A 19958-nucleotide genomic window follows, 5' to 3' on the forward strand; every position below is an offset into this window, starting at 1 on the left:
GGGGGCCGGTGGCTGCAGATTTTATTTAGAAGAGCGACAGCGATATGTTTGAAAAAATTCTTGTGGTGTGTGTGGGCAATATTTGCCGCTCCCCAACCGGTGAACGATTGCTTCGCGAGCGTTTGCCCGGCCGTAAGGTGAGTTCTGCCGGGGTCAGTGCCTTGGTGGACAAGCCGGCCGACAAGGTCGCGAGCGAGGTGGCACAGCAGAACGGGCTCTCTCTAGATGGGCACTCGGCGCGCCAACTGACCCGTGAACTCTGCCAGGATGCCGATTTGATCCTGGTGATGGAGAAAGGGCATATCTCTGCCGTGACGGCCATTGACCCTGGGGCCCGTGGCAAAACCATGTTGTTTGGCCACTGGCAGGGTGAGAGCGAAGTGCCCGATCCCTATCGTCTGAGCCGGGAAGCTTACGAACATGTTTACCAGCTATTGGTGCGTAGCGCCGATGGTTGGGCAAAAAAACTGTAACGACACCCACCATCACTGATTGTGTGCATGTGGTATCTGACAATAAAAATGGATTGTGTTGAATGACGACTTCTTCTGTTTCGTCCCGGCAGAGCAGTGCTGCGGTGGAGAATGACGAGATCGATCTGGGACGCCTGTTGGGCTATCTGATCGATGGGCGTTGGTGGATTGTAACGATCACCGCGCTGTTTATGGTGCTGGGTGTTGCGTATGCCCTGCTGGCTACCCCTGTTTTCAAGGCAAACGCCTTGCTGCAGGTGGAGAAAAAAGCCAGCGGTGCTGCACTGCTCGGGGATATGGCCGATGTATTGGGCGGTGAGCAACCCGATGCTGCCGCCGAGATTGAGTTGCTGACTTCTCGTATGGTACTCGGCCGCACGGTGCAAGAGCTTCACCTCGATACCGTTGTAACCCCTGATTTCTTCCCGCTGATTGGCCGTGGTATGTCACGACTGATGGGCCACCCCTATCCCAAGATGGCGGTAAGCCGCTTTGAGGTGGCACCTGAATTGCTGGGAACGCCGCTGACGCTGACGATGAACGAAGATAAGCGCTTTACCCTCGAGGTTGAGGGGCGGGTGCTGGAAGGGCGGGTTGGAGAGCTGCTTGAGAAAGATGATGTTACCTTGCTGTTGTCCGATGTGGCTGCCGATGAGGGACAGACCTTCACGCTGGTCAAGCAGCCAGTACTGGATGTGATTGCTGAGTTGCAGAGTGGGCTTCAGGTCAGTGAGAAGGGCAAGAATACCGGGATCATCTCGCTGACGTTGGAAGGGGAAGACAAGGGGCGCATTCGTGCCGTGCTTGACAACATCAGCCAGAACTATCTGCAACAGAATGTGGTGCGCAAGACCGAAGAAGCCCAGAAGAGCCTAGATTTTTTGCAAACGCATCTGCCTCAGGTCAAAGAGGATCTGAATCGTTCTGAAGAGCAGTTGAATGTTTATCGCCAGCAGAATGAGTCGGTCGATCTGTCGCTGGAAGCGAAAGCTGCACTGGATACCATGGTAGGCCTCGAGAAGCAGCTCAACGAGTTGACCTTCCGGGAAGCGGAGTTGCAGCAACTCTATACCCGCCAGCACCCCGCTTACATCGCCCTGATGGAAAAGCGCCAGACCTTGATGAATACCAAAAATGCGATCAACAAGTCGATCAAGCGTCTGCCAAAAACCCAGCAGGAGATTTTGCGTCTGACCCGTGATGTGCAGGTCGGTCAAGAGATCTTCGTCCAGCTGCTCAACAAGCAGCAGGAGCTCAATATCATGAAGGCTGGCACCATCGGCAATGTGCGGATCATCGATGATGCCGCCGTTGAAACCCGTGCCGTCAAGCCTAAGAAACCGCTGATTGTGGTACTGGCGACACTGCTGGGTGGTATGCTGTCAGTGGGGTTGATCCTGGTGCGAGCTGCCTTCCACCGTGGTGTGGAAAGCCCCGAACAGTTGGAAGAGATGGGGCTGTCTGTCTATGCCACCATCCCCTACTCCTCTGAGCAGGCCACCATCGAGCAGCAACAGAAAAAACGTCGTCATGCCATGCCGCTGAATGAAGCGCTATTGGCCGCACGTAACCCTGCTGACTTGGCTATGGAGTCGCTGCGTAGCCTGCGTACCAGCCTGCACTTCGCCATGATGGAAGCCAAAAACAACATAGTGATGATCTCGGGCCCCGGCCCGGGTCTTGGCAAAACCTTCGTCTCCACCAACTTTGCCGCCACGCTTGCCATGGGAGGCAAAAAGGTACTGGTGATTGATGCGGATTTGCGCAAAGGCTATATGCAGAAGGTGATGGGCCAGGAGATGGGGACTGGCTTGAGCTCCTATCTGGCGGGGCAAACAGAGCTGGCACACGTTGTGAGTCAGACCGGGTTTGATGGCCTTGATTTTGTCTGTCGTGGGGCAGTGCCACCCAACCCTTCCGAGCTGTTGATGCATCCTCGTTTCAAAGCACTGCTGGATTGGGCGAGCGAGCACTACGATTTTGTCATCGTTGACTCCCCTCCCATCCTGGCTGTCACCGATGCCGCCATTGTTGGCCAGCATGTTGGGGCATCTTTGCTGGTTGCCCGTTTCGCCAAGACGGCGGTCAAAGAGGTGGAAGTGGCTATTCGTCGTTTTGAGCAAAATGGTGTCTCGATCAAGGGTATATTGCTCAATGCCGTCGAGAAGAAAGCGAGCAGTTACTATGGAAATTATGGGTATTATCAATACAGTTATGGCGACAAGACGAAAGCCTGACTTTTCTTGGAGCACATCTGGGTCTTAAGAGACACCGCACAGTAATCGTGGTTTAATTGATGTTTCGTTTGGGTAATACTACGGGTGTCTGAGAAAATTGATGTCTCAGTGATAAGGTTTAGATGTATCAACAAAAAGGAAGATAGTATGAAGAAGACTGCATTTGCTCTGGCTGCTTTGCTGGCTGTTTCCGCTAATGTGATGGCTGCAGAGGAAGCTGTGGTTGTAGAGGGTGCTGCCGGTGGTGCTGCCGGTGGTGCTGCCGGTGGTGCTGCCGGCACTGGTGCTGCCGCAGCGGCTGCAGGTGTCACCACTACTGCTGTTGCTGTCGGTGCGGCTGCCGCACTGGTAACCGCTGTAGCTGTATCTGAATCCAATAGCCGCAACAACAACACCAGCACAACCACTTCGACCAAATAAGTCCAATAAGGCTGCTCTAACCGAGCAGCCTTATCTTTTATTCTCTTTTCATGGATGGTTATTCGCGCGTGATATCGTACCGTTCTTTTCTGCCCCCACGAGTACTAGCCTGGGCGGGCATGTTGTTGCTGACTGGTTGTAGTACCTCAACGAATCAGACAATAGAAACCCTGGGTTATGTCTTTCATAAAGAAAATGAGATTGTGCTGACGTCTACGCAACTCAGACAGCTTCCTTATGCAAGCGCCTACATCAAAGTCGGCGATCTGCCACAAGCTTTGGTTGTATTGGCTTATGTCAATGGCGAGCGCTTGTCATGGATGAGTGCTGATGGGGTGATGTTCATCACAGAACATGGCCGCTTGGTCAAAACAATTGGCTTGCCGAATGATTTACGTTATCTCGGATATCTAGACCAAGATCCCTTAAGAATTGCACGTCTGGATAAACTGCCATCCATGGTGTGGTACAGTGTGGCCGAGTGGTCACAAAAATATACCAGTGGTTATCCTTTGAGTGCCCATTACCGCCGCGTTGGTAATGAAGTGTTAGAAGTGATGGATAAACCATATACAACAACTATTATTGAAGAGTCTGTTACTGCATCTCCCAGTGAGGAGCAATGGAACAATTATTTTTGGATTGATGAGCATTCCGGCCAAGTTCGCAAACTCAAGCAACAATTAGGCCCTTCCCTTCCTGTCATTGAAATGACTTTTCTCAAGCCCTACTCATCATGAAAATTATAAATATATTTCTTATCTCTATTTTAGCAACTAACCCTGCGTGGGCTGATGCGACTATATCCATATGGTGGAAAGGTCAGCCAGTAAAAGACCTTCATTATGCCAAGCAGATAACGCTAAGCAGTGCGCTGAGTGATCCTGCTATCTTGTCATATAACCCTTATTGGCCGGTCGGACAAATATCAACGCCGGTACGTCAGCAAGAGCTCGAGCATCAGCGTCAAGTATTATTGGCTGACTTGACCGTATTATCCAAAATGTGGTCTGACATGGGAGAGCCATCGCTGGCATCTTCTACTCTGCAATTGTTGCAGCAATTGCAGCAGCTTGAGTTAACTGGCCGTTTTGATGTGTCTGTAGACCCTGATGTAAATCAAGCGCGTTCTGGTGTTGATGCTCCTATATTGAAAGGCCATTATCAGTTGTATCTTGCCCCTCGTCATCCTGAGGTACAGATTGCCGGTTTGGTAAAACAAATCGGTGACGTTCCTCTCCTGCCCGGAGCTGGATTACGTGAGTATTGGAAAAGAAAAGATATATTGGAAGGGGGAGATCCTGCCGGGGTATATCTTGTATCCCCCAGTGGAAAATATGATTGGTTTCCTGTTGCGATTTGGAATGAACGACATGTTGAAGCGATGCCGGGGGCAACACTTTTCGTGGGATTCTCGCCTGACGTACTTCCCAAGCAGTATCAAAACTTGAATGAACGAATTCTGACATTGTTTGCTAACCGGATGCCAAAATGATGTACCCAAGAGTTTCCTTGATTGCCCTGTTGGTATGTCATGCAGCCAACGCCAATGCGGATATCTTTGAGCCACTGGGCCCCTCACAAAGTGATTTTGGGGGCGTTGGCCTGCTGCAAATGCCTACTGCCAGAATGGCAAAAGAGGGTGAGTTCAGCGCCAACTATTTTGACAATGAACAATATCGTCGTTGGACTGTTTCTGTACAGCCTTTTGAATGGTTTGAAGCAACCCTGCGTTATACTGATGTAAGAACCAGACTATATAGTTCTTCACCTGGTTTTAGTGGTGATCAAACTTACAAAGATAAAGGCATCGATTTCAAGTTTCGTTTGATGCAAGAATCTACCTGGCTACCCACAGTATCACTCGGATTTCGAGACTTGATGGGGACCGGGCTATTTGACAGTGAGTATGTTGTTGCCAGTAAACGTTACGGCCCTTTCGACTTCACTCTAGGAATGGGGTGGGGCAATATGGGCGAAAGTGGAAATATCACCAACCCATTCTGCCGTTGGAAAGACGACTGGTGTGGGCGTGATGGTTCTTATTCCGGTGGAGGTGGTAAATTTGAAACAGGGAATATGTTTCATGGAAACTCGGCTCTGTTTGGTGGGGTGGAATACCAAACGCCATGGCAGCCACTGAGACTGAAACTTGAATATGATGGTAACGACTATAGTAATGAGTTTTCGGGAAAGGTAACTCAGTCATCTCCGATCAATGTTGGTGTGGTCTATCGTGTATTCGATTATATGGATACTCATCTTAGCTATCAGAGAGGAAATACTCTGATGTGGGGGGTGACATTGCGGACCAACTTCAATGATTTGCAGCAGAACCATTTGGATGAGCCTCGTCCTGTCTATATGGAAAACAGGGTGCCAGCTGAGGATACTGCCGTCGACTGGGCTGCAATGGCGGATCAATTTGACCGAAATGCGGGTTGGCAAGAGTCCACAATCACTCAGCATCAAAACTCTGTGTCTCTGTCAGGTCAACAATATAAATACAGAGACCCTCAAGAGACGCTTGAACGTACGGCAGTGATTGCGGCCAATCAATTACCTGCTTCAGTGACGGAGTTGAAAGTAATTGAACGTCAGCGCAATCTTGCACTGCAAGAGACAGTAATTGACCTCGACTCCGTGCGAGAGGCCAATATGCCTCCGATTTTGGGGGATGAGACGTCGGTCAAAAGCCATAAGCAAGCACCGGAACCACTGATGGGAGATGTACGTTATCAGTCTGATGCCGAGCGTTTTTCTTATTCATTTGACCCAAGTCTGACCCAGTCTTTTGGTGGACCCGAGTCATTTTACATGTATCAAGTCGGCGTCAATGCCAACAGTGAGCTACGTCTTTCTGATAAGAACTGGCTGCAAGGCACACTGTTTTTCAACGTGGCCAATAACTTTGATGAGTTTAACTACAAGACTCCTCCGGCAGATGCGGACAAGTTGCCCCGTGTCAGAACGTGGATCCGAGAGTATGTCGATTCATCCAATATTTTGTTGAATAACCTGCAGTTGACTCATATGGATCAGTTTGGCCGGGATTGGTATGGCCAGGTTTATGGCGGGTACCTTGAGATGATGTATGCCGGTGCTGGCGGTGAGCTATTGTATCGGCCTTTCGGGCAGTCATGGGCATTAGGGGTAGACGGCAACTGGGTGAAACAACGAGACTGGAATAATACCCTCAAGATGGCCGACTACGATGTGGTTACCGGTCATGTGACTGGCTATTGGCAATTGCCTTTCTTGGAAGGTGTCACCGCGAAGGTTGCTGTTGGTCGCTACCTGGCTGGAGATGTCGGCGCGACATTCGATTTTTCGAAGCGATTCGACTCAGGCATTGTCATGGGGGCCTATGCAACTCTGACAGATGTGTCGGCAGATGAATATGGTGAGGGCAGCTTTACCAAAGGTATCTATGTGACCATACCTTTCGATCTGATGCTGATTCGTCCGACTACATCCAAGGGCACCATTGGTTGGGTTCCGCTGACAAGGGATGGAGGCCAGATGCTCAATCGTAGTCAATCGCTCTATGATCTGACGGAGCGTTTACCGCTGTAATAAAGGCTATCGCCCTCATTCGTAAAGACAATAAGCCGTGATAGTGTTCTGCTATCGCGGCTTTTTTGCTTTGGGGCATGGAAGAGGTTTCATGGTGTGTTTTCCTGATTTGATCCAGAGAACATGTTTTGGGTTATTCGTCTTGTACTGGTTGCTGGGCATGCATTTTTTCATGCACAACCCCGGTGGGGCCGGGCTCTATCTGCCGTTCAACGCCTGGGGCTGGATCTTCGCCAGTCTGGTCATCGGGTTGGGGCTGTGGCGGGTGACCTTGCAGCAGCGGCTGGTGTTCTCCTCGTTGCAGGGCTGGCTCTGGCTCGGGGGATTGTTGTTGCTGCTGCCTATGGCCTATCCCGGCTTTGAACTGAAAGACTATGTCATTCCCCGTTTGCTGGGGCTGTTCGCCGGTCTGCTGTTTCTGTTCTGTCTCTATCAGTGGCAGTTGGTGCGGGTATCCCGTGACCGGTTGCTCTATCTGTTGCTGGGGGCGGTGGCCATCGAGGCGCTGCTGGGCCTGGTGCAGTACTACCTGTTGATCCCGGGGAACTGGCTGGGGTATGACACCCGCGCCAACCGCCCCTACGGCATCTTTCAACAACCCAATGTGATGGCGACCTTCATGGCGACTGGGCTTGCCCTGGCCGGCTGGTTGGAGCTGCGCGGTAATGCCAACCCCTGGCTCAAAGGGCTGCGCTATGGGGTGAGCGTGGCGGCCAGCCTGTTGTTGATGGCGTTGCAATCCCGGGTGGGGCAGTTGGGAGGGTTACTGGCATTGAGCCTGCTCGTGCCTGCATTGCATCGTCAGGGGCGGCTGGCGCAGGTACTGGGACTGGTGGCACTCGGTGTCGGGCTGGGGATCGCCTCCCAGTACGGGATCAGCGGTGTCAAACGCGGGCTAGAGGTCTATCAGTCGGGCGGCATGCGCTCCATCTACTGGCCCTATGCCGCCAAGCTGATTGCCCAGTCTCCCTGGGTGGGCTGGGGCTATGGCAGCTTTGAAACCACCTTCCTCCATCACTACATGGCCGACAAGGCGTTGAACCCGGCCATGGTGCAGATCGAATACAACCTCGATCACCCCCACAACGAGTTCCTCTACTGGGCGGTAGAGGGGGGGATAGCCCCCATGCTGGGCATGGTGTTGATGGGCGTTGTCCTGCTGTGGCGGGCGAGTCGGGCCGGCTGGCGCAAGGGCACAGCCCTGCTGGCACTGGTGACCCCGATCCTGCTGCATACCCAGACCGAATACCCGCTTTACCACGCCATCGCGCTCTGGTGGGCCTTGCTGATGCTGGTGTATGTGCTGGACGCGGAAGTGGAGGAGGGGCTACTGGAGGCGGGACGAGCCAGCTGGCGTGAGCATGTTTACCGCCCCTGGCTGTTATTGCGTTTTACCGCCATTGCCATCCCCCTGTTGGTGGTGCCCTTCATGTTGACGGCGTTGCACACCGCCTGGGTGGTGACCAAGTACGAGCGCGGCGGCTACAAGGAGCCGACCCTGCTGCTCGATGTCATCAATCCCATGGCCTGGTTGACCCGGGTGGAGTTTGACGTCAACTCGGTGCGGCTGACGGTAGGCCTGCAAAGCAGCAACAAGGCGGAGCTGGAGGCCTATCTAGAGTGGGGGCAAGCCTTCGTGCGTCACACGCCGAGGGCCAATATCTACGCCAACATGGTGATCGCGCTGGATGCGCTGGGACGCAAAGAGGAGGCGCGGGCCCTGCGCAGCGAAGCGCTGGCACTCTACCCGGCAGATCCCTTGCTGACCGGCACGGCCGCCAAATCCGTGGCCACGGCGCTGGAGCGCAAGCCCTCCTCCTGACGGTGGGGGGGCGATTGCGCGATGTTTCATCAACTGCCCCATCGCCTCGCAAAAATGGTGGCCACTGCTGGACGGCAGAGGCGCCATGGCTAAGATAGTGGCCTCAACGTCTTGCTTAGTAGGGAGTATGAAATGGAGTTAGTGCTTGGCCCGTTGGAGGCCCGCGTGATCGGCTGTCTGATCGAAAAAGAGATCTGCACCCCGGATCAATACCCCCTCTCTCTCAATGCGCTGGTCAATGCCTGCAACCAGAAGAGCAACCGCGAACCGGTGCTCGAGCTGTCCGAGCTCGACATCCGGGCCGTGGTGGATGAGCTGATCCGCAAGCGGCTGGTGGTCAATACCGCCGGTTTCAACGCCCGGGTGCCTCGTTATCAACATCGCTTTTGCAACACCGAATTTGGCGAGCTGAAGTTCACCGCCCAGGAGCTCGGCATTATCTGCGAACTGCTGCTGCGCGGCCCGCAGACACCGGGTGAACTGCGCTCACGCACCAACCGGCTGTGCAGCTTCGATGACGTGGCCGAGGTGGATGCGGTGCTGGCGACCCTCATCGAGCGTGGCCCCTATGTGGTCAAGCTGCCGCGCGAGCCGGGCAAGCGAGAGTCCCGTTACGCCCACCTGTTCAGCGGCGAGGTGGATCTGCAGGCGCTGGCCGAGGCGGCCCCCGCCAACTATGCCTCGCCGGCGGCGGACAGGCTGAGCGCGCTGGAAGAGGAGGTCGAGAACCTCAAGGCGCAGCTGCAGGCGCTGGCCGAGCGTCTGGCCCGGCTGGAAGGCTGACGCCGGAACAGGATCTTTTCCAAGAGGCGCTACGGCGCCTTTTTTTATGCCTGTGTTTCCCCGTCAGGGCCGCGGGGGCGGCAATGACGGGTTGTCTGCGTCCCGTCGTCATGGTCGGTCCGACCAGCAGGCGCCAGCTTTTTTGCGTTATTTCGCGCTTAAGGGTCGAGCCGCAGTCGCTTTCCCGTTAAAATTCCGCTTTTGCACCGGCCCGTGAGTCTCGATGTCTGCGTCCACTCTCTCTTCAGATTGTTATGCCCTGCTTGGCGAGCTGCAGTTGCAGCGCACCGCCAGTACCCGCTATTTGCAAGAACAGCTGCCGCTTGGGCAGGCCCTGCTCGACAAGTTGAGTCAGTTGCAACTGCTGGGGCTGGTGCGGCTGCGTGGGGAGCAACAGTGGAGTCTGACGGCAGAGGGAACCCTGGCGTTGATCCTGGCGGTGCGCCGCGGCGATTGTCCCATGCCCAACTGGGCGCGGGTGCCGTCGGTAACAGGCCAGGAGATGGCGCAGGCGCTGGTGCGTGAGCTCTGTCTGGGAGAGACCGGGCAAGTGCCCGCTTACTATCTGGCGGCCGACCTGCTGAGTCTGCTCGATCTGCCCGACGCCCAGCTGCTGCTGGCAGGCTCGAGCCCGCAGTGGCAGCGGTTGCTGATGCAGCACTTTGCCCTGCAGACCCTGCTCGATGCCGAGCCCCATCCGCAGTGGCCGCTCACCCCGCTTGCCCAGCACTGTGCGCCCGAGCTGTCCGGTCTGACCGAGGGCTTTGCCGCCGAGTGGCAATGGCTCTGCGGCGAGCCGAGCGGGGAAGCGATCACTCACTGGCCCGCCCTGCAGCAGCTGGCGGAGCAGGAAGACGAGCAGCCGCTGGCCGAGCGCCTGCTGGCTGCGCTGGGTGCCTGGCAGGCGTCAGCGGGCGCGGGTCAGTGGCCTGCCACCTTCAGTGCCCTGCTCTGGCTGGGCTGGTTGCAGCAGGCGGATCCCGTGCTGGCCAGCGAGCAGCGCAAGAAGTGGCTGCGCACTTTGGCCAATCAGTTCCCCCTGCTGGCCGATCTGCTGGGACAGTGGGCAGGGGAGCGCCACGGCCAGGCGGTCGGGCTGTTCGACACCCTGCAACTGCCGCTGGAGGAGCTCCATTGGGGTTACCTCTGGCTCGATCTCTGTGCGCTGGCCCGGCACGGCGAGCAGAGTCCCCAGGTGGCCATCCTGCACAAGTGGGATCTCTCCCACGTGCTGGAGGCCGCGCCCCGCCACCGCTTGATGGCCTTCTGCCAGGATCTGCTGCGCCTGATGCTGGGGCAGGGGGCAGAACGCGCCCCGCTGCAGCAGCTACGGGCCGCCGGGCAGGATGAGCAGGGGAGTGCGCCTGAAGATGAGGAGAAGGCTCCCGCCTCGGCCAGCTGGCTCAACTGGCTGCAGGGACTGGGCCGCTCCAGCGGCGTGCGCAAACCGCAGGAGCGGCTGGTCTGGTTGCTTCACGCCGAAGGGCCCGAGCTCGAGTGCAAGATCCAGAAACAGAGCACCAAAGGGGAGTGGACCGCCGGTCGCCGGGTCGATCCCGCCCTGCTCTCCACCCAGTACGCCGCCCTGCTCGACGAAGAGGATTGGGCGCTGGTGCGCACTCTGCCGCGCAACATGGGGCGGCTGCCGCGCGAGGTGTGGGCGCCGCTGGCCAACCACTCCCGTTTGTTCAATGCCAGAGGGCAGAAGCTGCAGCTCGCCATCACGGCGCCACTGCTGCAGATCGTGGCCACCGAGCAGGGCATGGGGGCCGTGTTGAGCCCGGCCGCGGCCGTACGCGGGGCGCACATACTGCCGCTTGCGCAGGATCTGTGGCAGCTCATCCTCACCCCCCAGGCCCTGCAGGATCGCCTGCCGGCGCTGGAGGCCATTCCCGACCTGCCGGCCGAGGGGCTGGCTGAGTTGCAACGCACCCTGGATGCCATCCCGGATCTGCCCTGGCACAGCCAGGTGGCGGGGCTGCACGGCAATGCCGAGCTGACGCCCTGGCCCGGTGTGGCCTCGGTGCAGCTCGACTGGCAGGATGGCCAGCTGGCGGTCAGGCTGGTAACCCGCTTCGAGGAGCTGCCGCCGCTGCCCCTTGGCAAGGGGGAGGCCATCGTGCGCCAGGGGATCAAGGATGATCACTACTGGCAGCGGGATCTGGCGGCCGAGCGGGGCGAGGCCCAGCTGCTGCGCAACCAGCTGCCCATCGAGCTGCCGGGCAGCGAATGGCGGCTCGAGGGGGAGCAGGCGCTGGCGCTGGTCAACGCCTTGCCGGAGCTGGTGGATGCCGGCGTGGTCATTCACTGGCATCAGGACAGCGCGCGTTTGAAGAGCCTCGATGAAGCGGCGCTGAGCCTGCGCATCGAGCGGCGTCAGGACTGGTTCCAGGTGGAGGGGGCCCTCTCTCTCGATGAGCATCAGATCCTCGATTTGCGCCTGATCCTGCGCCAGCTGACGCCGGGTCAGCGCACCGTCCAACTCGACGAGAAGACCAGCCTGATGCTGAGCGACAAGCTGGTGGAGCGGCTCACCATGCTGGGGGCCATGCTGGATGACGAGCAGCGCATCAACAACAAGCTGGCCTATCCGCTCACCCGGCTGCTCTCCGTCATCACCACCGAGGGGGATGCCGCCTGGCAGAACCTTCAGCAGGAGTGGGAACAGGAGGTGGCGTGCCCGGACGAGTTGATGGGGCCGCTGCGGGACTATCAGAAGGAGGGGGTGCGCTGGCTGGCGACCCTGGCCCATCACGGTTTCGGTGCCTGTCTGGCCGATGACATGGGGCTGGGCAAGACATTGCAGGCCCTCATCGTGCTGCGCATGCGCCAGCATCTGGGGCCGGCCCTGGTGGTGGTACCCAAGTCAGTGGTCACCAACTGGCAGGAGGAGGTGGCCCGCTTCGCCCCCGAGCTGGAGGTGGTGGTGTTCGACAACCCCGCCGAGCGGGAGGGGATGGTGCGCGAGGCCAGGGCGGGGCAGATCATCCTGCTCAACTACGGCATGCTCGGCAGCCTGGCGGAGGCGCTCAAGTCGCGGCGCTGGTCCAGCATGGTGCTGGATGAGGCGCAGCAGATCAAGAACGCCGGTACCCAGCGGGCCAAGCTGCTGTTCCAGCTCGACGGTGATTTTCGGCTCGCCCTCTCCGGCACCCCCATCGAGAACCATCTGGGGGAGTTGTGGAGCCTGTTCACCTTCATCAACCCGGGGCTGCTGGGCAGCCTCGGCGAGTTCAAGCGCCGCTTTGGCAAGGCGGTCAAGGATCCCCAGCACATGGCGCTGCTGCGGGCGGTGATCAGCCCCTTCATCCTGCGCCGGCTCAAGCACCAGGTGCTGACGGAGCTGCCGGACAAGACCGAGATCATCCACCACATCAGCCTCTCCCCGGCGGAGCGCCAGCTCTACGAGGCGACCCGGCGCGAAGTGGTGCAGCAGGTGCAAAGTGCCGATGGTCGCGCCCTGATGCACGTGCTGAGCGGCCTGACCCGGCTGCGCCGGCTCTGCTGCTCGCCCCAGCTGGTGATGCCGGAGTGGGCCGAGGCCAGCAGCAAGCTGGACGAGGCGATGGCGCTGCTGGAGGAGGCCATCGACGGCGGTCATCGGGTGCTGGTGTTCAGCCAGTTCGTCGATCTGCTGAGCCTGCTGCGCACCCGCATCGAGCAGCGGCAGTGGGATTATTGCTATCTGGATGGTGGCTGCTCGGCCAAGGCGCGGCAGGATTCCATCCTGCGCTTTCGCCACGAAGCGGTGCCGCTGTTTCTCATCAGTCTCAAGGCGGGGGGCACAGGGCTCAACCTCACCCAGGCCGATACCGTGCTGCACCTCGACCCCTGGTGGAACCCGGCGGTGGAGGATCAGGCGAGCGACCGGGCCCACCGCATGGGGCAGACCCAGCCGGTCACCGTCTATCGCCTGGTGTGTGAGCAGACGGTGGAGGAGAAGATTGTCGCCCTGCATGACGAGAAGCGGGCGCTGGCCGATGGCCTGCTGAGCGGCCAGTCGGAAGTGCGCGGGCTGGATGTGGAGAGCCTGCGGGCCCTGCTGATGAGCTGACGAGGGGCTGACACGGCGCAAGAAACAAGGGGGAGCATCCTGTGATGCTCCCCCTTGTTGTTGGGCGATACGTGTTGTGAGGTGAGTGGGTTGTGCCTGGTGGACAAGGGCCCCTTAGCCCTGATAGAGGTAGAGGTGGAGCCGCTCTATGATGGGCTCGCCGCCAATCTTGCGATCCCGCCTGGCCTGGCGCAGCTTGGGCGGATAGTGGCCAAGATGGGTGACGGCCGGCTGGCTGTCGGCGCAGAGCAGCAGAGGCAGGCTTGCCTTGATCTGCTGCTTGCGGGGCTCCCGATCCAGCCAGAGCAGGTTGATCATGGGGTGGGTCTTGACCGGGCGGCGGATCCGAAGCTCTGCATCCGCCGGCAGGCGGCGGATGTCGTAGACCTCCTGATCCACCATCTTGCTCCACTCCTCGTTGTCCGACAGCGCCGGGACATAGCGGCGGCTGCGCTCCAGCATCTCCAGCACCTGCTCGCGGCTGAGGCGGTTGATGCTCTGCTTGTCGGCCCAGGTAAAGCCCAGCGAATGCAGGTCACCCTCCAGCAGGGTCAGCTTGCGATAGACCTGCAGGGTGATGACCCCGGGCAGCGCCCTGTGCACCAGCTCGAACTTCTCGTCCCGGCTGCCCGCCTGTTGTACCAGGGCCTTGAAGGTGAGCTTGCACTCATTGATCTCGTCGATCAGCGGTCGCAGCAGCGGGGCGCTGGCGGCGGGCAAGCGCAGCCAGCCCGGCAGGCGATGGGTGGCCTTGGTGGAGCAGCCGGCGCGGGCACTGTGATCCCGATAGGCGGCCAGGGTGGCGGCCAGCGCCTCTTCACCATCGAGGTAGCCCACCGTGATGGTGTCGATGGGCTCGTGCTCCTCTCCCTGCGCGACGGCGGGCAGGGGATAGACGTGGGCTTCCAGCAGCTCCAGCTGCGTCAATTGATCCGCCAGCCTGGCCAGCGCCTCTTCGAGCCGCTCCATCTGTTGGCGCAAGGCGGCGGTGGGGGTGAATGTCTCCATCGGCATATCCTGTGTCGCCCTTGCCGGCCCATGGGGCGGGAAACGGCAAGGCGGTAAAGGTACTGTATAAATAACCATATCAGCCCTGTGTATGCGTGCCAAGTGGGAGCGAGAGGCGGGCAAGGCGATGGGTCACTGGAAGGTAACTGTGGTGTATCAATGTGTTAATTGAAGATCAATGAAAGATCTCTTCATTAACAATTGAATGTAAACAGCCGGTTGACCCTGCTTTTTGCCAAGGACGGGAGTGCATAGCCAGCAGAGGAAACTGCATAGTTAGAAGGGAGCCATGCAGGAGAATATGCTGCAGCCTTTCATCAGGCCAAGAAAAGGTTTGTTAGTCTTTTATAATCAGTATCTTATGTTTATCTCACCACGGACATCAACCATTAGTTTTACTAATGTCTGATATCAAAATTCGTCAATTGAGTCGGCCATACCCCCTGACTAAGCTTTGCGCAACAAATTTGCACCCGCGCAGACACCCTACAGAGGAGCCATATCATGGCCAACATGACTTATACCGCCGCCGGTTACCAGCATTCCAGCCAACTGAATCTGGTTGCCCGCGTCAAAATGACCGTACTGACCTGGCTGGAACGTAGCCGCAGCCGTCGCCAGCTCTCCGAGCTGCCCGAATACCTGCTCAAGGACATCGGTCTGAACGAAGCCGATCGTTATCAAGAAACCACCAAGCCGTTCTGGCGTGGTTGATCTGCCGGGCAAGGATGCCTCGTTTTTTTGCTGATCCACGGTCGCAGACCGCCGCCGTCACGGGTTGATGGATTGCCCTGTTCATCAGCTGCTTCACGCTGATCGCCTTACCCGATTTCTTCCCTCACGGCTCTGTGCCGCTCTCTCTCTGTTCCCCACGCCCCGATCCTGCTCCACACCCAAACTTGTAACATTACTGTTTGAATTTGTTTAAAAATTGATTTTAAGCCGAAGCGCCTTGCGTATAATCCGCCCATAGCGTTCCTGACAAAAGGGTGAGATGGATGATTCCCCAGCATGACTTTTTGGCTCTGACCCGCCGCCACGAGTGGCAGCTTGAGCCCTTTTCCTATGCGTTGGCCAATGGCGACAGGGTGAGTGTCTGGGATACCGGCGTGCTCTGCCTCGAGCCCGCTTCCGGGGCCGGTGATCAACCCGGTGGGCGCAAGGATATCGTGCTCTCCTGCGGCGTCCACGGCAACGAAACCGCGCCCATCGAGATCTGCAACCAGCTGCTGACCCGCCTGCTCTGCGGTGAGCTCAAGGCCCGCCATCGGGTACTGTTCCTGTTCGGCAACCCGGCAGCCATGAACCTGGGTGTGCGGGAAGTGGAGGAGAACATGAACCGGCTCTTCTCCGGCGCCCACAGCAAGGGGGAGGGGCTGTGCAATCAGGAGCGGATCCGCGCCATGCGCCTCGAGCAGTATGTGAGCCGCTTCTTTGCCGACGCGGCCAGGCCTCGCTACCACTACGATCTGCACACCGCCATTCGCGGCTCGCGCCACGAGAAGTTTGCCGTCTACCCCTTCCCCCACGAGCGGCCTCACTGCAAGGAGCAGGTACAGTTTCTCGGTGCCTGCGGCGTGCGCACCATTCTGCTCTCCAGCGGCCCCACCACCACCTTCAGCTATTACAGCTCCCATCACCATGGCGCTCACGCCTTCACGGTGGAGCTGGGCAAGGTGCGCCCGTTCGGCGAGAACGACATGACCCGTTTCATCGAAACCCGGCAGGCGCTGCAGGATCTGGTGACCCGGGATGAGGTGGAGCTGGAGCCCTGGCGAGCGGATGACTTCACCATCTTTGCCATCGATCGGGTGATCAACAAACGCTCGGAGCAGTTTCGTTTCCTGTTTGCCAGCGATGTGGACAATTTCACCGAATTTCCCCAGGGTTTCGTGCTGGCCGAGGATGGCGAACTGCGCTACACGGTAGAGAAACCGCGGGAGGCGGTGGTGTTCCCCAACGCCAACGTGGCCATCGGCCAGCGCACCGTGTTGCTGGTGGTGCCGACCCGGCTGTGGGAGTAACCCGGCGCTACCCCTGATGACAATCTCGGGCTGCCGCCGGCCTTGCCGGCCGTGCAGCTCGGAGCGGGAGCCCCAGGAGCTCCCGCTCCGCCCTGACAGGGAGCCCGACGTGGCTCCCTGTTTCGTTTTCTTTCAGCCGAAAAATCCAGCTTCTTTCTGAAATTAAAGAAGTTTCTACTGGTCTTACCTGGCTAAATCTCATTGCCCTTTGGTTAACAATCTATTTACATTCAAAGGGTCACCTCATGGTGGTGACGTTGACAACGGCAAGGAGCCAGTTATGACCCATGTCGACATCCCTTTCCTTCGTTACCTCGATGAGGAAGGGCGCCCGGTCGCCACACTACCGACCTGGCTGGACAAGGCGATGCTGCACACCTTCTACCGAAACATGGTGATGGTGCGCAGTTATGACAAGAAAGCGATCGCGCTGCAGCGAACCGGCAAGCTCGGCACGTTTCCCTCCCATCTGGGGGCCGAAGCGGTCGGAATAGGCGTCGGGCTCGCCATGCAGCCGCAGGATGTCTACGTGCCCTACTACCGGGACATGCCCACCCTCTATGTGCGGGGCGTGCCCATGGAGAAAAACCTGCAGTACTGGGGTGGGGACGAGCGCGGCAGCGTCTTTTACAAGGCCGACGGTGAACTCTCCGAGGATCTGCCCATCTGCGTGCCCATCGCCACCCAGATCACCCATGCCGCCGGCATCGCCGCGGCCTTCAAACTGCGCAATCAGCCCAGGGTCGCCGTGGTGACCATCGGCGATGGTGGCACCTCCAAGGGTGACTTCCTGGAGGGGCTCAACTGTGCCGGCGTCTGGCACCTGCCCATGGTGATGATCATCAACAACAACCAGTGGGCCATCTCGGTGCCGCGCAAGCTGCAGTCGAGCGCCCCCACCCTGGCCCAGAAGGGGATAGGGGCCGGCGTGCGTAGCCTCCAGGTGGACGGCAACGACGTGGTCGCCGTTTATGAGGCCACCCGCAGCGCCGTCGAACGCGCCCGCAGCGGCAAGGGGCCGACCCTGATCGAAGCGGTCAGCTATCGGCTGGGGGATCACACCACGGCCGACGATGCGACCCGCTATCGGGAAGCGGCCGAGGTGGAAGCCGCCTGGGCCAAGGAGCCGGTCAAGCGGCTGCGTCAGTTCATGTTTGAACAGGGCTGGTGGGACGAGCAGCAGGAGCAGGCCTTGCTGGCCGAGGCGGCCCGCGAGGTCGAGCGCGCCGTGGCCGTCTATGAAGGAACGGCGGCGCAGGCCCCGGAAACCCTGCTCGACTATCAGTTTGCCGAGTTGCCGAAGGATTACCGCACGCAGCGCCAGCGCATCATCGCCAAGGGCATGCAGCAGCACAGCGGGGAGGAAGCATGAGTGATATGACGTTGCTCGAGGCCGTCAATCTGGCGTTGCATCACGAGATGGAGCGGGACCCGGATGTGGTGGTGCTCGGCGAGGATGTGGGGGTCAACGGCGGGGTGTTTCGCGCCACCGTGGGCCTGCGCGACAAGTTTGGCTTCAAGCGGGTGATCGACACCCCGCTGGCCGAGGGGCTGATCGCCGGGGTGGCGGTCGGCATGGCCACCCAGGGGCTCAAACCCGTGGCCGAATTCCAGTTTCAGGGGTTCATCTTCCCGGGCATGGAGCAGATCATCTGCCAGGCGGCGCGGATGCGCAATCGCACCCGGGGCCGCATCACCTGCCCCATCGTCTACCGCTCCCCCTACGGCGCCGGCATTCACTCCCCCGAGCACCACAGCGAGAGCGTGGAAGCCCTGTTTGCCCACATTCCCGGGCTGCGAGTGGTGATCCCCTCCAGCCCGAAGCGGGCCTATGGCCTGCTGCTGTCGGCTATCCGTGACCCGGATCCCGTGATGTTCTTCGAACCCGATCGCATCTATCGCTCCATGAAGTCCGACGTGGTGGATGACGGCATCGGCCTGCCGCTGGATGTCTGCTTCACCCTGCGTCCCGGTCGCGACCTCACGGTCGTCGCCTGGGGAGCCTGCATCCAGGAGGTGATGCGGGCAGCGAATCTGCTGGCGGAGCAGGATATCCAGTGCGAGGTGCTGGATCTGGCCACCATCAAGCCGCTGGACATGGAGAGCATACTGGCATCGGTGCGCAAGACCGGTCGCCTCTTGGTGGTGCACGAGGCATGCGGCAGCTTCGGGGTCGGTGCCGAAATCGTGGCGCGGGTCACCGAGGAGGCGCTCACCTCCCTCAAGGCACCGCCCAGACGGCTCACCGGGGTGGACGCCGCCGTCCCCTACTACCGCAACGAAGAGTATTACCTCATCACCGAGCAGGACATTGCCGATACGGCTCATCAGCTGATGGAGAACCAGTGGCTATGAAATTTTTCAAATTACCGGATCTGGGTGAAGGCTTGGCCGAAGCCGAGATCGTCGAATGGAAGGTCAGCGCCGGCGATACCGTGAGTGTCGACCAGGTGTTGTTATCGGTAGAGACGGCCAAGGCGCTGGTGGATGTTCCTTCACCGGTGGCTGGGGTCATCGCCAGGCTGTGTGGTGCCGAGGGGGACATTCTGCACATAGGTGCGCCGCTGGTGGAGTTCGAAGGCGGCGAGGATGACGGCACCGTGGTCGGCAAGGTCAACGCTCATCAACAGCATATCGAGGATCACTTCGTGGTGGGCGCCATCGCCCCCGGCGGCGCCCTGGTGCAGGCCATGCCGGCGGTGCGCCTGCTGGCCCAGAAACTGGGGCTCGACATCGAGCGGATCAAGGGCAGCGGCAGTGCCGGCATGGTGACCGAGCAGGACGTGCAGCAAGCGTTCGAAGCCCAGCAGAGCAGCGGCAACGAGTTCCTCAAGGGGTCGCGCCGGGCCATGGCCAAGGCGATGGAGCTCTCGCACCAGACGGTGGTGCCGGTCAGCATTACCGACGAGGTGGACTTGCGCCACTGGCGTCCCGATGAAGATGTGACAGTGCGCCTCATCAAGGCCATCGGTGTAGCTTGTCGGGCCGAGCCCTCCATGAATGCCTGGTTCGACGGCGATACCCTGTCAAGACGGCTGTTCAGGGAGGTCAACGTGGCCATTGCGGTGGATTCCAAACATGGGCTCTACGTGCCGGTAATGGAAAACGTGGCCGAGCGGGAAGGGGCCGATCTGCGCCAGGGGCTGGATCGCATGATCGCCGACGTGAAGGCGCGCGCCGTACCGCGCGAGATGCTGCAGGGGGCGACCATCACCCTCACCAACTTCGGCGCCATCGCGGGCCGCTATGCCAGCCCGATCGTGACGCCGCCCCAGGTGGCCATCATTGGCGCGGGCAAGTTGTTCGAAAAGGTGGTGTTCATCCATGGGGAGGCGCGCCCGGTCAGAGCGCTGCCACTGTCGATGACATTCGACCACAGAGCCTGTACCGGCGGCGAGGCGGCACGCTTCCTCAAAGCCCTGGTTCAGGCACTGGAAGCACCTACGCTGTAACGTTTGTGCCCTGCCGTGGCAGGGCACAAATTGTTTGCGTAATCCCCAAAGCCACGTATAATCTCAACCAGCTTGAAAGGGCGATAGTTATGTCAATGAATATGATGTT

At 59.1% G+C, this 19958-nt stretch carries 15 protein-coding genes; 14 read left to right on the top strand and 1 reads right to left on the bottom strand.

Features of this window, described 5'->3' with window-relative positions:
* The first annotated feature begins 44 nt into the window (after nucleotides 1-44).
* The 9 genes from CK627_RS11405 (at nucleotide 45) to CK627_RS11445 (ending at nucleotide 13365) form a co-directional block, all read left to right on the top strand.
* A complete protein-coding gene (locus tag CK627_RS11405; protein ID WP_095592386.1) occupies nucleotides 45-473 on the top strand; it encodes an arsenate reductase/protein-tyrosine-phosphatase family protein in 429 nt (142 codons plus the stop codon).
* 62 nt (nucleotides 474-535) lie between these two features.
* Complete coding sequence (locus tag CK627_RS11410) at nucleotides 536-2710, top strand: polysaccharide biosynthesis tyrosine autokinase (RefSeq protein ID WP_095592387.1); 2175 nt, start codon at nucleotides 536-538, stop codon at nucleotides 2708-2710.
* A gap of 147 nt (nucleotides 2711-2857) precedes the next feature.
* On the top strand, nucleotides 2858-3130 hold the full coding sequence (locus tag CK627_RS11415; protein ID WP_095592388.1) for a hypothetical protein: 273 nt from the start codon (nucleotides 2858-2860) through the stop codon (nucleotides 3128-3130).
* 119 nt (nucleotides 3131-3249) lie between these two features.
* Entirely contained in the window at nucleotides 3250-3870 is a 621-nt protein-coding gene (locus CK627_RS11420) for a YjbF family lipoprotein (RefSeq protein WP_167385324.1), read from the top strand.
* On the top strand, nucleotides 3867-4625 hold the full coding sequence (locus CK627_RS11425) for a capsule biosynthesis GfcC family protein (RefSeq protein WP_080760770.1): 759 nt from the start codon (nucleotides 3867-3869) through the stop codon (nucleotides 4623-4625). The genes CK627_RS11420 and CK627_RS11425 overlap by 4 nt, the downstream gene beginning before the upstream one ends.
* A gap of 17 nt (nucleotides 4626-4642) precedes the next feature.
* Entirely contained in the window at nucleotides 4643-6706 is a 2064-nt protein-coding gene (locus tag CK627_RS11430; RefSeq protein WP_254425362.1) for a YjbH domain-containing protein, read from the top strand.
* A 91-nt stretch (nucleotides 6707-6797) separates the two neighbouring features.
* A complete protein-coding gene (locus CK627_RS11435; RefSeq protein ID WP_095592390.1) occupies nucleotides 6798-8528 on the top strand; it encodes a PglL family O-oligosaccharyltransferase in 1731 nt (576 codons plus the stop codon).
* Between the two features lie 132 nt (nucleotides 8529-8660).
* Nucleotides 8661-9311 (top strand): YceH family protein, encoded by a 651-nt coding sequence (locus CK627_RS11440; RefSeq protein ID WP_095592391.1) that lies wholly within the window; start codon nucleotides 8661-8663, stop codon nucleotides 9309-9311.
* 223 nt (nucleotides 9312-9534) lie between these two features.
* Nucleotides 9535-13365 (top strand): DEAD/DEAH box helicase, encoded by a 3831-nt coding sequence (locus tag CK627_RS11445; protein WP_095592392.1) that lies wholly within the window; start codon nucleotides 9535-9537, stop codon nucleotides 13363-13365.
* Nucleotides 13366-13479: 114 nt separating this feature from the next.
* Here CK627_RS11445 and CK627_RS11450 read toward each other — a convergent pair whose 3' ends face one another.
* On the bottom strand, nucleotides 13480-14373 hold the full coding sequence (locus CK627_RS11450) for a DNA replication terminus site-binding protein (protein WP_017782310.1): 894 nt from the start codon (nucleotides 14371-14373) through the stop codon (nucleotides 13480-13482).
* Nucleotides 14374-14877: 504 nt separating this feature from the next.
* On the opposite strand from CK627_RS11450, the gene CK627_RS11455 reads away from it, so the two are divergent.
* The 5 genes from CK627_RS11455 (at nucleotide 14878) to CK627_RS11475 (ending at nucleotide 19849) form a co-directional block, all read left to right on the top strand.
* Nucleotides 14878-15087 (top strand): DUF1127 domain-containing protein, encoded by a 210-nt coding sequence (locus tag CK627_RS11455; protein WP_005302810.1) that lies wholly within the window; start codon nucleotides 14878-14880, stop codon nucleotides 15085-15087.
* Nucleotides 15088-15371: 284 nt separating this feature from the next.
* Nucleotides 15372-16397, top strand: coding sequence for a succinylglutamate desuccinylase (gene astE, locus CK627_RS11460; protein ID WP_017782311.1), 1026 nt, complete (start codon nucleotides 15372-15374; stop codon nucleotides 16395-16397).
* A 280-nt stretch (nucleotides 16398-16677) separates the two neighbouring features.
* Nucleotides 16678-17769, top strand: a complete 1092-nt coding sequence (pdhA, locus tag CK627_RS11465) for a pyruvate dehydrogenase (acetyl-transferring) E1 component subunit alpha (RefSeq protein ID WP_017778580.1) — start codon at nucleotides 16678-16680, stop codon at nucleotides 17767-17769.
* On the top strand, nucleotides 17766-18752 hold the full coding sequence (locus tag CK627_RS11470) for an alpha-ketoacid dehydrogenase subunit beta (protein WP_054544481.1): 987 nt from the start codon (nucleotides 17766-17768) through the stop codon (nucleotides 18750-18752). The genes pdhA and CK627_RS11470 overlap by 4 nt, the downstream gene beginning before the upstream one ends.
* Nucleotides 18749-19849, top strand: a complete 1101-nt coding sequence (locus CK627_RS11475) for a dihydrolipoamide acetyltransferase family protein (RefSeq protein WP_017778578.1) — start codon at nucleotides 18749-18751, stop codon at nucleotides 19847-19849. Before CK627_RS11470 ends, CK627_RS11475 begins: the two co-directional genes overlap by 4 nt.
* Nucleotides 19850-19958 lie beyond the last annotated feature (109 nt).

The organism is Aeromonas dhakensis, assembly GCF_002285935.1.
Taxonomy (GTDB): domain Bacteria; phylum Pseudomonadota; class Gammaproteobacteria; order Enterobacterales; family Aeromonadaceae; genus Aeromonas; species Aeromonas dhakensis.